General features: G+C 67.7%; 12 protein-coding genes. 2 read left to right on the forward strand and 10 right to left on the reverse strand.

From position 1 onward, the window contains the following. Nucleotides 1–22 precede the first annotated feature (22 nt). From ACJ7C5_RS03000 to prmB, 10 genes are all read right to left on the reverse strand, one after another. Entirely contained in the window at nt 23–2,041 is a 2,019-nt protein-coding gene (locus tag ACJ7C5_RS03000) for a hypothetical protein (RefSeq protein WP_176433041.1), read from the reverse strand. Continuing rightward, nucleotides 2,041–2,715 carry a hypothetical protein gene (locus ACJ7C5_RS03005; RefSeq protein ID WP_412703008.1) on the reverse strand — a complete coding sequence of 225 codons (675 nt, stop codon included), beginning with the start codon at nt 2,713–2,715 and terminating at the stop codon, nt 2,041–2,043. Before ACJ7C5_RS03005 ends, ACJ7C5_RS03000 begins: the two co-directional genes overlap by 1 nt. Before the next feature lie 168 nt (nt 2,716–2,883). Continuing rightward, nucleotides 2,884–3,540 (reverse strand): phosphoribosylanthranilate isomerase, encoded by a 657-nt coding sequence (locus tag ACJ7C5_RS03010; protein WP_088026665.1) that lies wholly within the window; start codon nt 3,538–3,540, stop codon nt 2,884–2,886. Beyond that, nucleotides 3,537–4,307 (reverse strand): tRNA pseudouridine(38-40) synthase TruA, encoded by a 771-nt coding sequence (gene truA / locus ACJ7C5_RS03015; RefSeq protein ID WP_412703009.1) that lies wholly within the window; start codon nt 4,305–4,307, stop codon nt 3,537–3,539. The genes ACJ7C5_RS03010 and truA overlap by 4 nt, the downstream gene beginning before the upstream one ends. A 32-nt stretch (nt 4,308–4,339) precedes the next feature. Further along, the gene (locus ACJ7C5_RS03020) at nt 4,340–4,702 is read right to left on the reverse strand and encodes a VOC family protein (protein ID WP_088026667.1); all 363 of its coding nucleotides are present in this window, start codon (nt 4,700–4,702) and stop codon (nt 4,340–4,342) included. A 26-nt stretch (nt 4,703–4,728) separates the two neighbouring features. Continuing rightward, nucleotides 4,729–6,777, reverse strand: a complete 2,049-nt coding sequence (locus tag ACJ7C5_RS03025; protein WP_412703010.1) for a FimV/HubP family polar landmark protein — start codon at nt 6,775–6,777, stop codon at nt 4,729–4,731. A gap of 172 nt (nt 6,778–6,949) precedes the next feature. Beyond that, nucleotides 6,950–7,978, reverse strand: coding sequence for an aspartate-semialdehyde dehydrogenase (locus ACJ7C5_RS03030; protein ID WP_049445577.1), 1,029 nt, complete (start codon nt 7,976–7,978; stop codon nt 6,950–6,952). 92 nt (nt 7,979–8,070) lie between these two features. Then, nucleotides 8,071–9,108 carry a 2-hydroxyacid dehydrogenase gene (locus tag ACJ7C5_RS03035; RefSeq protein WP_412703011.1) on the reverse strand — a complete coding sequence of 346 codons (1,038 nt, stop codon included), beginning with the start codon at nt 9,106–9,108 and terminating at the stop codon, nt 8,071–8,073. Beyond that, complete coding sequence (aroC, locus tag ACJ7C5_RS03040) at nt 9,101–10,204, reverse strand: chorismate synthase (protein ID WP_412703012.1); 1,104 nt, start codon at nt 10,202–10,204, stop codon at nt 9,101–9,103. Before aroC ends, ACJ7C5_RS03035 begins: the two co-directional genes overlap by 8 nt. Further along, nucleotides 10,201–11,130, reverse strand: a complete 930-nt coding sequence (gene prmB / locus ACJ7C5_RS03045; protein ID WP_005410487.1) for a 50S ribosomal protein L3 N(5)-glutamine methyltransferase — start codon at nt 11,128–11,130, stop codon at nt 10,201–10,203. Before prmB ends, aroC begins: the two co-directional genes overlap by 4 nt. Nucleotides 11,131–11,252: 122 nt before the next feature. On the opposite strand from prmB, the gene ACJ7C5_RS03050 reads away from it, so the two are divergent. Further along, on the forward strand, nt 11,253–11,903 hold the full coding sequence (locus tag ACJ7C5_RS03050) for an SCO family protein (RefSeq protein ID WP_006381470.1): 651 nt from the start codon (nt 11,253–11,255) through the stop codon (nt 11,901–11,903). After that, nucleotides 11,900–12,742 carry an archaetidylserine decarboxylase gene (gene asd / locus ACJ7C5_RS03055; RefSeq protein WP_049436790.1) on the forward strand — a complete coding sequence of 281 codons (843 nt, stop codon included), beginning with the start codon at nt 11,900–11,902 and terminating at the stop codon, nt 12,740–12,742. The genes ACJ7C5_RS03050 and asd overlap by 4 nt, the downstream gene beginning before the upstream one ends. Nucleotides 12,743–12,828 lie beyond the last annotated feature (86 nt).

Consider the following 12,828-nt stretch of genomic DNA (forward strand, 5'->3'; position numbering starts at 1 on the left):
AGGCCGGCCATCGCCCGGTGCATCAACGGGCGCTGTCGACCACGGTGGCCGACACGGTCGGGACCGCTTCGGCGTCCTCGGCGATCTGACGCGGGGCCGGTTCGGCCACGGCCACGCCCAGGTAGCGCTGCATCAGCTCCTGCACGATCGGGCTCTTGCCGGCGAAGCCTTCGATCGACTTGCCCAGCGAGACGGCCTTGACCAGGTTCTCGAACATGCCGCCGTCGCCACCGACCAGGTCGATGTCGGCGTTGCGCAGCGCGCTGGCGATGACATTGGCGTTCTCGCGCGAGACTTCCTTGCCGGCTTCGATCGAGGCCAGCGCCTGCTTCAGGCTGTTGTCCAGCATCATGCGGAACTCTTCGTGGCCACGCGCCTGGTCGCTCAGCGAGGCGATGGCTTCGAACTTGCGCACCAGGCCCTCGGCCTCGGCCAGCAGCTTCTTCTGCACCACGCCGGCTTCGGCGTTGCCCAGCGACTCGGTGGCGGTGGCACGGGCCAGGCCCATCTTCTCCTCGCCCTGTGCCTGTGCCTGCAGCGTCTGCGCCAGCACCTGGGCCTCGTTGCTGCCCTGCTTCAGGCTGGCTTCGGCCTTGGCTTCGATCACGCGCGCTTCGGCAATGCCGACCTTCTCGATGGCCAGCGCGGACGCCTCACGCACCTGCGCTTCGGCCAGGCCCGGCGCGGCCTGTTCGGCACGCAGCGCGTCGGCCAGCAGGCGCTTGGCTTCGGCCTGCTTGCCAGCCGCTTCATGCTCGGCCTGGGCCAGCGTGGTCAGTTCAACCGCGCGGTGCTTGGAGGCGGTTTCGCGTGCCTGCGCTTCCTTCACCTCGCGCACCAGCGATTCCTGCGCCTTGGCTTCGGCTTCCAGGATCAGCACCTGCTTCTGGCGATCGGCCTCGGAGACTTCACGCACCTCCTTGATGCGCTCTTCTTCCTGCGCCACCGTCTTGTCGATGGAGATGCGTTCGCGGGTGATGTTGGCCACGTCCATCTTGCCCTGCTCGACCACCTTGTCGCGCTCCACGCCCTGCAGCTGCACTTCGCGGTCGGTGGTGACCTGCTCCAGCTGGCGTGCACGCTCCACGCGCTCGGCCTCGATGGCCACGGCACGCTGGCGGTTCTGCTCGGCCACTTCCACTTCGCGCAGGCGGTTCTGGTCGCGGATCTCGATCAGCTGCTGTGCTTCGATGCGGGCATTCTCGGACAGCTGGCGCTGCTCTTCCTGCACCTTGGCGGTCTCGGCCTCCTCGCGCGCGCGGATGGTCTCGATCTCGCGCTTCTGGCGTGCTTCGGCTTCGGCCTGCTGGCGTTCCAGCGCCAGCAGCGCTTCACGCGCTTCCACGTTCTTCTTGGTGATGGCGAGCTTCTCGTTCTGCTCCAGCTCGTTGGTCACCACGTTCTGCGCGGCGGTCAGCTCGGTGATCTTGCGGATGCCCTGCGCGTCGAGGATGTTGAACTGGTCCAGCAGCGACTTCGGGGTCTGCTCCAGGTAATCGATCGCCACGTCTTCCAGCACATAGCCGTTGAGGTCGTTGCCGATCACCGCAATGATCTCGTCGCGGAATTCCTGGCGCTTCTCGAACAGTTCGGTGAAGTCGAACTTCTTGCCAACCGTCTTCAGCGCTTCAGAGAACTTGGCGTTGAACAGCTCATCGACGGCGTGTTTGTCCGACGCACGGTCGGCACCGATGGCCTTGGCCACGCGCAGCACGTCGGCCTGGGTCTCGTTCACCCGAAGGTAGAAAGCCACGGCGATGTCGGCGCGCATGTTGTCGCGGCAGATCAGGCCTTCCTTGCCACGGCGGTCGATCTGCAGGGTGATCAGGCTGATCCGCATCAGCTCGGCGCGGTACAGCACGGGAATGATCAGCGCACCGGTGAAGTGCACCTTGGGCGTGGAACTCATGTCGTTGACGATCAGGGCCACACCCTGGTCGACCTTGCGGTAGAAGGCCTTGAACAGGCCGGCCAGGCCGAGCAGACCGACCAGCAGGACCACCACGCCGATCAGGAAGGGGGCCATGGTTGCCAATGTCATCAGTGATTCTCCTTGTTGCCCGGAAGCAGGTTGTCCTGGAAATCGAGGGCGACCGCATCAGCGCGGACCACCCGGTAATAGTGTTGTTCGGCCATGTGCTCGACCAGCACGATGCGCTCGCCACGCTGCAATTCGATGTCGCTGCGCACCTGCAGCACCAGCCCGGCACCACCGTCGTCGAAAGTGGCGTGACCGCTGCGGGCATCCACCCTGGGCGAGGCGACCACGCCGGTCCGCCCCAGCAGTGAGGCCTGCGCCACCGGCCGCAGCCGCAGCAGGAACCGGCGGATGGGCCGCAGCAGCAGCGCGGTGACCGGTACCGCCGGCAACGGCGCCAGCACGGCCACGACCGCACCGATCAACCAGCGCAGCAGGTCCGGCAGCGGCAGCAGCACGAATAGATGGATGAAATAGGTGATGATCCAGGCGAAGAAGCCCAGCAGCGTCACCACCAGCATGAGCGGCACCCCGCCCAGGCCCCAGCGGGCCAGCAACGCGGACAGACCCTGCAGGTCGTGATGATCGCCATGCAGCACACCATCGGCGCCGGCATCGCCGAACCCGTCATCGACCAGCCCGAACGCCGCCAGCGCCCAATACAGCACCGCCACCGCCAGCACGATGCTGTACGGCAGAGTCGGGAAACCGAACACGACGGTGAGGAATTCCTGCATCGTTTGCCTTCCTGGGCTGTGGGCGGCGGTCGCCCGTTCGGGACGCGCAGAGCGCGCCCCGTCGATCCCCGCGCCGGCCCTCATGGCAGGCGCGCTTGGGTCCATCCTATGTGAAGAATGCGTGCAGGCTCAAATCCGGGCGCTGACCAGAGCAAATAGTGACGCGAATCACTCGAGAACCGTGCAGTCCGCGCGGCGCACTTCCTCGACGAAGGTGCGCATCTTGTAACCGTCCTTGATGCCCGGCTCCAGCTCGATGCCACTGGAGACGTCCACGCCCCACGGCAGCGTGGCCAGCACGGCGTCATAGACGTTTTCCGCGTTCAGGCCGCCGGCCAGCAGGAACGGCCGGTGCAACCCGGTCGGAATGCGACCCCAGTCGAACGCCACACCGGTACCGCCACCGCCACCCGGAGCATGGCTGTCGAACAGGAAGCCGGCGGCGCTGGGATAGCGCAGTTGCAGGGTGCGGGCATTGACCTCTTCACGCCCCCCCATGGCAATCGCCTTCAGGTACGGCATGTTGAAGCTGCGGCAGAAGCTCTCGTCTTCCTCGCCATGGAACTGCAGCAGGGTCGGACGTACCGTGCGCAGCACCTCGCGCACTTCCTCCTTGCTGTTGTTGCGGAACAGCGCCACCACATCGACCATCGGCGCGATCGCCTGGCGCATCGCGCGGGCCTCGGCGGGCGCGACCCGACGGCTGCTCTCGCGGGCAAAGATGAAACCCACTGCGTCCACGCCCAGCTCACCGGCCAGGCGGACATCGCCGGCACGGGTCATGCCACAGAACTTGATGCGTGTACGGTAGTAGGAACGGCTCATAGCGTGACCTCGGCGGGCAGATGCCAGTTGTCGGGGTACAGGGGCCCAAGGAACACCAGGCCCTGCGGCGGTGCGGTGGGACCAGCTACGGTGCGATCGCGCCCAGCCAGCAGCTCAGCGATCCATTCCACCGGTTTTTCGCCGCTGCCCACCAGGATCAACGATCCGACGATATTGCGGACCATGTGATGAAGGAATGCATTGCCCTGCACAGCGACCTCGATCACCTCGCCCTGGCGGCTGACCTGCAGTGACTGCAGTTCACGCCGGGCGTGCAGCGCCTGGCACTGTACCGAACGGAACGCACTGAAGTCGTTCTCGCCGAGCAGGGCCTGGCCGGCGGCATGCATCAGGGTCTCGTCCAGCGCCCGGCGCTCCCAGCTGAGGGTCTGCCGCTCCAGCGCCGGCCGCATTTCGCGGTTGAGCAGTCGGTAGCGGTAGCGGCGCGCACGCGCCGAGAAACGGGCATGGAAATCATCAGCTACCGGTACGCACCAGCGCACCGCGATCGAGCGAGGCAGGCGGGTGGTGGTGCCGAGCATCCAGGCACGTGGATCGCGCACCACGTCGGTATCGAAATGGACAACCTGGCATTGGCCATGCACACCGGCATCGGTGCGACCGGCACAGACCACCTGCAGCGGCACATCGGCCACCGACGACAGAGCCTGCTCGAGGCTGGCCTGCACGCTGGGACCACCCTCGCCCAGGTTCTGCCAGCCCCTGAAATCGCTGCCGTCGTACTCGACGCCAAGCGCATAACGCATGTGCTACCTCGATGTTGCGGATGGGGCGGCGCTCAGGCCGGGTCGCGTTCGGACCAGACCGCCAGTTCGTTGCCACCGGGCTCGACGAACTGGAAGCGGCTGCCGCCGGGGAAGGAGAACACCGCGCGCACGATCTCGCCGCCGGCGTCACGCACCGCCGCCTCGACCGGTGCCAGCTCGTCGGCATACAGCACCAGCAGCGGTGCACCGCTGTCGCTGGCCCGCTGCGGCTGGCCACGGAAGAAGCCGCCCTGCAGGCGGCCATCGTCGAAGGCGGTGTAGTCGCTGCCATAGTCGACGAACGACCAACCGAACACCTTCTCGAAGAACGCACGGCTGGCCGCGGGATCACTGGAGGCGAATTCAACGTAGTCGATGCGGCGCTCGCGGCTCATGGCACGGTCCTTGTCAGCAGGTTCGGTCACGGCAGGCGGGCCAGCAGTTCGCGCGCCTGTGCCTGACTGTGCAGGTCGCCGCCTTCTGCGACTTCCAGCAGCAGGGTACGCGCAGTCTGCGCGTCGCCCAGGTCGAGATAGGCGATCGCCAGCTCCAGGCGCTCCTGGCCCGCACGGGGCGACCAGCCAGCGTCGGTGCCCGCCGCTGCGGTGATCGGCGCGGCATCCAGGTGATGTTGGGCATCGATGCCGTCGCGGTCGATGGGCGCCGGATCGATGGCATCGACCGGGGCGTCGACGTCATGCGTTTCTGCCGGCAGATCGAACACGCCACGGAACTGCGGCTGCTGTTCGGCATGCAGCGCATAGTCCGGCACACCCACGTCCGCCGGGGCTTCCAGTGCAATCGGTTCATCCTGCACCGGCTCGACGACGACACCCTCGCCGCTGGCGGTCGCGGGTTCGTCCCAGCGCGGCAGATCGGTCACCGCCTCGGGCAGTACGACCACGTCTTCGTCGCGCAGTGTGTCAGCCCGCCACTCGGGCGGCGCCACGGGGTCGGTGGTCGGATCGACCGCTGTTTCGGCCGGTGTCTCGGGCTCGCTCGCCCAGGCCGGCATCGCCGGTTCGTGGCGGCCGCCATCGGCTACCGCCGACCACGAAGACTGCTCGGCCAGCGTATCCAGCGCCCCGCCCGCCGGCACCGCTGCGGCCAGGCCGGCGGCATCGTCTTCCTCGCGCAGCGGCGGTAGCGGCGACGGCTTGCGACGACGCAGCAGCCAGGCCGCCCCCGCCGCCAGCAGCAGCACCGGCAGCCCCAGCCAGTACCACGGCGTTGCCGCATCGCGGGCATCCGGTGCCTGCGCCAGGCGCTGCTGCGCGGCGGCCAGGTCGTTGTCCTTCATCGCGATCAGCGACTGCTGCTGTTCCTTGAGTTTCTCCAGGTCGGCCACGCGCTGCTTCAGCTCGCCGATCTCGGCATCGCGGGTGGCGATGTCCTCACGCGCCTGGCGCAGTTGTTCGTTGCCCAGCATGTCACCCTCGCTGCCGGCAGCGGTGCCGGTGGTTGTGCCCGCGTGCGCGGCGTCGGACGCCAGCGCCGGAGCGATCTCAAGTCGTGCCCCGTTGGCCGCAGCCGGGGAAGAAGCGTTCGTGGTTTCGGCCTTGGCGACCGGGGCGACGGTACCCGCGGGTTGCGGCACGGTACGCGCCTGCCGCCATTGCGCAGCATGCTCGCGCACGAGCGTCGCCGCTTCGGCTGCGTCGACCGCAGCAAGCGCATCGCTGCCAGGCATGCGCAGCACCGCCCCCTGCTTGAGCAGGTTGACGTTGCCACGGATGAAGGCTTCGGGATTGGCACGCAGCAGGGCGATCATCGCGCGGTCGCGACTGACCTGGTTGCCACGTGCCACCGCACTGGCGATCTGCGACAGGGTCTGCCCGCGCTGCACGGTGATGCTGCCATCTGTCGGCGCTGCAGCAACCGGCGCGGAGGCCGCACGCGGGCGTGCCGGCGCTGGCGCCGCCGCAGGTGGCGGCGTGGTGGGCGTCTCTGCTGCTGGCACCGTTGCCGAAGCCGGCGCAGGTTCGCGCACGATGGTATTGGAGAGCGTGCCAGCCGGTGCGACGATCTCCGGCTCGGCCACGGCCAACGCACTGGGCGCCGCATCGACCAGCGCCGAGTACTCGCGCACCAGGCGGCCCTGGCCCCAATCGGCTTCGATGAGGAAGCTCAGCGACGGCGTCTCCACCGGCGCCTGCGAGGTGACGCGCACCACCGCCCTGCCCTGCGTGTCGCGGGTCAGTTCGAACTGCAGTTCACTGACCAATCCGGTTGGCCGCTGCAGGCCGACACGTTCGAAGGTGACCGGTGAGGCCAGCGCCACGCGCAGGTTTTCCAGCTCGGACGGGTCCGCCGAGACCACCGGGATTTCGGCCAGCAGGGGCTGGCCCGGCTTGGACAGGACCCGGATGTCGCCCAAGCCCAGGGCGAGCGCCGAACTGCTGGCCAAGGCGAGCAGTGCGGCGGACAGATAGGTGAGCGGGCGCTTTGCGCCCTTGGCCCGTTTATTCATGGGCGACACTATAAAGCGTGCGGACCGGGGTCCGCACCCACCGGAAAGACCCTTGAGGTAGTGCCGGCCGCTGGCCGGCAATCCCTTCAGCTGGTGGATCAGGGCAATGCCGGCCAGCGGCCGGCCCTACCGACCCACAGTCGAGAATGGCGCGCCGCTACATAACCGGAGATCAGCGCTGCTCGGCGGCGACCAGCTCGGCCAGCTGCACGGCATTCAGGGCAGCACCCTTGCGCACGTTGTCCGACACGATCCACAGGTTCAGGCCGCGCGGGTGCGACAGGTCCTCGCGGATGCGGCCGACATACACCGCGTCGGTGCCCGAGGCGTGGGTGACCGGGGTCGGGTAGCCACCGGCTTCATGGCGGTCCACCACTTCGATGCCCGGCGACTGCTCCAGCAGCGCGCGCGCCTCGGCCACGGTCACCTTGTCGCGGGTCTCGATCGCCACCGACTCGGAGTGGCCGTAGAACACCGGCACACGCACCGCAGTCGGGTTCACCAGGATGCTGTCGTCGCCGAGAATCTTGCGGGTCTCCCAGATCAGCTTCATCTCTTCCTTGGTGAAGCCGTTGTCCTGGAAGTCGTCGATGTGCGGAATCAGGTTGAAGGCGATCTGCACCGGGAAGCGCTGCGGATCGATCTCCTGGAAGCTCAGCAGCTGGCCGGTCTGCTTGCCCAGCTCCTCGGTTGCCGAACGGCCGCCGCCGGACACCGACTGGTAGGTGGAGACGTTGATGCGCTCGATGCCGTACTTGCGGTGCAGCGGCGCCAACGCCACCAGCATCTGCATGGTCGAGCAGTTCGGGTTGGCGATGATGCCGCGCGGACGGTTGGCGACCTGCTCCGGGTTGACCTCGGACACCACCAGCGGCACGTCATCGTCGTAACGGAAGGCCGAGGAGTTGTCGATCACCACCGCACCGGCGGCGGCGAACTTCGGCGCGTATTCCTTGGACACGCTGCCGCCGGCCGAGAACAGCGCGATCTCGACACCGGTCGGATCGAAGGTGGCCAGGTCCTGGACCGTAACCTTCTGGCCGTTGAATTCGATCTCGCCACCGGCCGAACGCTCGGAGGCCAGGACGCTCAGGGTGCCGACCGGGAAATCACGCTCGGCCAGGATCGACAACATGGTCTCGCCGACCGCACCGGTGGCACCGACGACGGCGACGTGGAAACTGCGCTGTGCATTGCTCATGGGGGAAACTCTCACGAAAACGGGGATAGGAAAAAAACACGCACGACAGCTGGGTTCGGGGAACCTCCTCAAGCGGGGCGCGCGGAGGTTCCCTATCGTTTCCCGGTTTTTTTGCCCAGAGTCACGCGCGCGGCCATCGCCGCGTCAGCGTTGATCGCGCTCGGCATGCGCGACGGGCCGCCGTCCAGGCCCAGCCCGGCAACCAGATTATCCACGGCCAGCTGTACCATCGCCGTGCGCGTGGCCAGCGAGGCGCTGCCGATATGCGGAGTCAGCACGACATTGCGCAGCGCCAGCAGTTCGGGGCGCACCTTCGGCTCGCCTTCGTACACATCCAGACCCGCTGCAGCCAGGCGACCGTTGGCCAGTGCATCGGCCAGCGCGATTTCATCGACCAGGCCGCCGCGGGCGATGTTCACCAGCGTCGCCGACGGCTTCATCTTCGCCAGCGCGGCGGCATCGATCAGGTGGTGCGAGGCCGGGGTATACGGCAGCACCAGCAGCAGGTGATCGGACTGCGCCAGCAGCGTGTCCAGGTCCACATAGGTGGCGCCCACTTCCGCTTCGGTCGCGGCCGGCAGCTGCGAACGATTGTGGTACAGCACCTTCATGCCGAAACCGTGCGCGCCGCGGCGGGCGATGCCCTGGCCGATGCGGCCCATGCCAAGGATGCCCAGCGTGCTGCCGTGGATGTCGGCACCGAGCATGGTCTGGAACGACCACTGCTGCCACTGTCCCTCGCGCAGCCAGCGCTCGGACTCGGTGATGCGGCGTGCGGTGGCCATCAGCAGTGCGAAGCCGAGATCGGCGGTGGTTTCAGTCAGGACGTCCGGCGTATTGCTGGCCAGGATGCCGGCCGCACTGAGCGCGTCGACATCCAGGTTGTTGTAGCCGACACCGACATTGGCGATCACCTGCAGCTGCGCGGCATCGGCCACCTGCGCTGCGCCGATGCGCTCGTTGAGGGTGATGATCGCGCCGTCGGCGCTGGCCAGCTGTTCGGCAATCTGCTCGGGTGACCAGGCGGTGACAGTGTCGGTGCTGCGCAGCTGCACGCGATCGCGCAGCGGCGCGATGGCCGCGTCGATCAGCGGCTGGCTCACCCACACGGTCGGCCGCGTGTCAGCCATCGATCTGCCCGGGAATGCGCGGGGTGATCGTGCCGACATCGCCGCACTGCGCGCGGTGGCGCAGCGCCTGGTCCATCAGCACCATCGCCACCATCGCCTCGGCGATGGGCGTGGCACGGATGCCGACGCACGGGTCGTGGCGGCCGGTGGTGACCACCTCGACCACGTTGCCTGCGGTATCCAGCGACGGGCCCGGCAGGCGCAGGCTGGAGGTCGGCTTCAACGCGATCGAGGCGACCACCGGCTGGCCGGTGGAAATGCCACCGAGGATGCCGCCGGCGTGGTTGCTGGCGAAGCCCTGCGGGGTCAGCAGGTCGCGGTGTTCGGTGCCCATCTGTGCGGCGCTGGCGAAACCGTCGCCGATCTCCACGCCCTTCACCGCGTTGATGCTCATCAGCGCGGCGGCCAGTTCGCCATCGAGCTTGCCGTAGATCGGCTCGCCCCAGCCCGGCGGCACGTTGTCGGCCACCACGTCCACGCGCGCACCGACCGAATCACCGGACTTGCGCAGCGCATCCATGTACGCCTCCAGCTCGGGCACCTGTGCGGCGTGCGGCCAGAAGAACGGATTGTCTTCCACCGCCGACCAGTCGAAACCGGCCGGGGTGATGTCGCCCAGCTGCGACAGGTAGCCGCGCACGGTGACGCCGAAACGTTCGGCCAACCATTTCTTGGCGACCACGCCGGCGGCCACGCGCATGGTGGTTTCGCGCGCCGAGGAACGGCCGCCACCGCGCGGGTCGCGGATGCCGTACTTGTGCCAGTAGCTGTAGTCGGCATGGCCCGGCCGGAACTGCTGGCCGATGTTGGCGTAATCCTTGCTGCGCTGGTCGGTGTTGCGGATCAGCAGGGCGATCGGCGTGCCGGTGGTCAGGCCCTCGTACACGCCGGACAGGATCTCGACCTCATCGGCCTCGCGTCGGGCCGAGGTGTGCCGGCTCTTGCCGGTGGCACGACGCTGCAGGTCGTGGGCGAATTCGGCCGCGTCCAGCGCCAGCCCCGGAGGGCAGCCATCGATCACGCAGCCGATGGCCGGCCCGTGCGACTCGCCGAACGTGGTGACGGTGAACAGCTTGCCGAACGCATTGGAGCTCACGGGCGCTGCGCCGCCAGTTCGGTGATGCGCGCGCTATGGGCGATCAGCTCGCGGCATTCGACCGCGAAGATGCCCATCTGGCCGACCTTGAATTCGATCCATGCGAAGTCGACTTCCGGCAGCAGCTTGATCAGGTGCTGCTCGGATTCGCCCACTTCACAGATCAGCAGACCGTCTTCGCTCAGGTGCAGCGGCGCATCGCGCAGGATCTTCAGCACCAGGTCCAGGCCGTCGTCGCCGGCACGCAGGCCCATCTCCGGCTCGTAGGAGTATTCCTGCGGCAGGGCATCGGTCTCGTCGTTGGTGACGTACGGCGGGTTGGTGACGATCAGGTCGTAGTGGCGGCCGGTCAGGCCGTTGAACAGGTCCGACTTGAGCAGGGTGACGTTGTGCGCCTGCAGGCGCTCCTTGTTCTCCTCGGCCAGCGACAGCGCGTCGTCGCTCAGATCGACACCGTCCACTTCCCAGTTCGGGTAGTAGTGGCCCATGGCGATGGCGATGCAGCCCGAACCGGTGCACAGGTCCAGTGCACGGCTGACATCGCGGCCGGCCAGCCACGGCTCGAAGCCGCACTCGATCAGTTCGGCGATCGGCGAGCGCGGCACCAGGGCGCGCTTGTCGCTCTTGAAGCTCAAACCTGCAAACCAGGCTTCACCTGTCAGGTAGGCGGCCGGGATGCGTTCGTCGATGCGGCGCTGGAACAGCTCCAGCACGCGCAGCTTCTCGGCCTGCAGCAGGCGCGCCTGGCCGTAGGCCGGGCCGAGGTCGTGCGGCAGGTGCAGGCTGTGCAGCACCAGCTGGGTGGCCTCGTCCAGCGCGTTGTCGTAGCTGTGCCCGAAGGTCAGTCCGGCTTCGTTGAAACGGCTGGTGCCGTAGCGGATCAGATCGATGATCGTGTGGAGTTCGGCGGCCGTTTCAGCGGTCATGGCGGTACTGCGGGCAAAGTGGCCCCCGATTATAGGGGCTGGCGCCCGCGGCGGCATCCGTTGCGGCAGAAACGATCGGGCCGCAGCCGGTATGATGGAGCCCATTTCGCGCGGGAGCCCCCATGTTCAATCGCAACGCCGGCATCATCCTGCTGATCGCCCTGGCGGCGGGGCTCGGCCTGCTGGCCGCCCAGCAGGTGTTCGCGCCGAAGCCGCCGGCCAATGCCCCGGCCACCGAAGCGATCACGCTGTACCCGCAGCCGCGTGAACTGCCCGACTTCAACCTGGCCCAGTCCGATGGCACCCGGCTGATCCCGGGCGAACTGAAGGGCCACTGGACCCTGGTGTTCCTGGGCTTCACCTTCTGCCCCGACGTCTGCCCGACCACCCTGGCCGAGCTGGCCGGCGCGCAGAACCAGTGGGAGGCCCTGCCCGACAGCCTGCGCCCGCGCGTGTTGTTCATCTCGGTCGACCCGGATCGCGACAGCGCCACCCGCCTCGGCGAATACGTGCATGGCTTCCATAAGGACACCTTGGCTGCAACCGCCGACGTTCCCTCGCTGGAGCGCTTCGCCACCTCGCTGGGCTTCGTGTTCCAGAAGGTGCCGGGCAAGCACTTCGACGAGAACCCCGAGGATTACACCGTCGAGCACTCGGCCAGCCTGGCCGTGCTCGACCCGCAGGGCCGCCTTGCCGGCCTGGTGCGGCCCCCGTTCAATGCGCCGGCGATCGCCCGCGACCTGCAGAAGCTGACCGAGAAAACCGCCCCATGAGCCTCACCACCGCCCTGACGTACGCCCTGCCCCACCGACTGCTGTCCTCGATGGCGCGTTCGTTGGCGTACTCGGACGATCCGCGCGTATCGCGCTGGCTGATCGATACGGTCACCCGAAAGTTCAACGTCAACCTGGACGAAGCGGCCAATCCGGACCCGCGCAGCTATGCGACCTTCAACCAGTTCTTCACCCGTGCGCTGAAGCCGGGCGCGCGCGTGGCCGATGCCGATCCGCGCAGCCTGGTGATGCCGGCCGACGGCCGCATCAGCCAGCTGGGAAAGATCGAGGCCGGCCGCATTTTCCAGGCCAAGGGCCAGTCGTTCACCGCCGCCGAGCTGCTGGGCAGTGACGAGGATGCCAAGCCGTACAACGATGGCCTGTACGCCACCGTGTATCTGTCCCCGCGCGATTACCACCGCGTGCACATGCCGTGGACCGGCACCCTGCGCGAGACGGTGCACGTGCCGGGGCGCCTGTTCAGCGTCGGCCCGGCCGCCGTCAACGGCGTACCGCGCCTGTTCGCGCGCAACGAGCGCCTGGTCTGCCACTTCGACACCAGCTTCGGCCCGATGGTCAGTGTGATGGTCGGTGCGCTGCTGGTCTCCGGCGTGGAAACCGTGTGGAGCGGCGAGGAGATCCCGGCCTACGGTGACCGCATCACCCGTAAGGACTACCGCGGCCAGGGCATCCAGCTGGAGCGCTTCGCCGAAATGGCGCGCTTCAACTACGGTTCGACCGTGATCGTGCTGCTGCCGCCGGGCGTGGCCGAATTCGCGCCGCAGCTGGGCGCCGAAAGCCCGGTGCAGCTGGGCCAGGCCCTGGCGAAGCTGCGCTGAGGCTTCGGTAGTGCCGGCCGCTGGCCGGCATCTCCGTTGATCCAACGCGACGAGCATTGCCGGCCAGCGGCCGGCACTACCGGTAC

This window comes from Nocardiopsis yanglingensis (assembly GCF_045809185.1).
Taxonomy (GTDB): domain Bacteria; phylum Pseudomonadota; class Gammaproteobacteria; order Xanthomonadales; family Xanthomonadaceae; genus Stenotrophomonas; species Stenotrophomonas yanglingensis.

Bases quoted from the DNA above. Each gene is read 5' to 3' on its own strand.
- ACJ7C5_RS03000 (WP_176433041.1), bottom strand. From the start codon at position 2,041: ATGACATTGGCAACCATGGCCCCCTTCCTGATCGGCGTGGTGGTCCTG.
- ACJ7C5_RS03005 (WP_412703008.1), bottom strand. From the start codon at position 2,715: ATGCAGGAATTCCTCACCGTCGTGTTCGGTTTCCCGACTCTGCCGTAC.
- ACJ7C5_RS03010 (WP_088026665.1), bottom strand. From the start codon at position 3,540: ATGAGCCGTTCCTACTACCGTACACGCATCAAGTTCTGTGGCATGACC.
- truA (WP_412703009.1), bottom strand. From the start codon at position 4,307: ATGCGTTATGCGCTTGGCGTCGAGTACGACGGCAGCGATTTCAGGGGC.
- ACJ7C5_RS03020 (WP_088026667.1), bottom strand. From the start codon at position 4,702: ATGAGCCGCGAGCGCCGCATCGACTACGTTGAATTCGCCTCCAGTGAT.
- ACJ7C5_RS03025 (WP_412703010.1), bottom strand. From the start codon at position 6,777: ATGAATAAACGGGCCAAGGGCGCAAAGCGCCCGCTCACCTATCTGTCC.
- ACJ7C5_RS03030 (WP_049445577.1), bottom strand. From the start codon at position 7,978: ATGAGCAATGCACAGCGCAGTTTCCACGTCGCCGTCGTCGGTGCCACC.
- ACJ7C5_RS03035 (WP_412703011.1), bottom strand. From the start codon at position 9,108: ATGGCTGACACGCGGCCGACCGTGTGGGTGAGCCAGCCGCTGATCGAC.
- prmB (WP_005410487.1), bottom strand. From the start codon at position 11,130: ATGACCGCTGAAACGGCCGCCGAACTCCACACGATCATCGATCTGATC.
- ACJ7C5_RS03050 (WP_006381470.1), top strand. From the start codon at position 11,253: ATGTTCAATCGCAACGCCGGCATCATCCTGCTGATCGCCCTGGCGGCG.
- asd (WP_049436790.1), top strand. From the start codon at position 11,900: ATGAGCCTCACCACCGCCCTGACGTACGCCCTGCCCCACCGACTGCTG.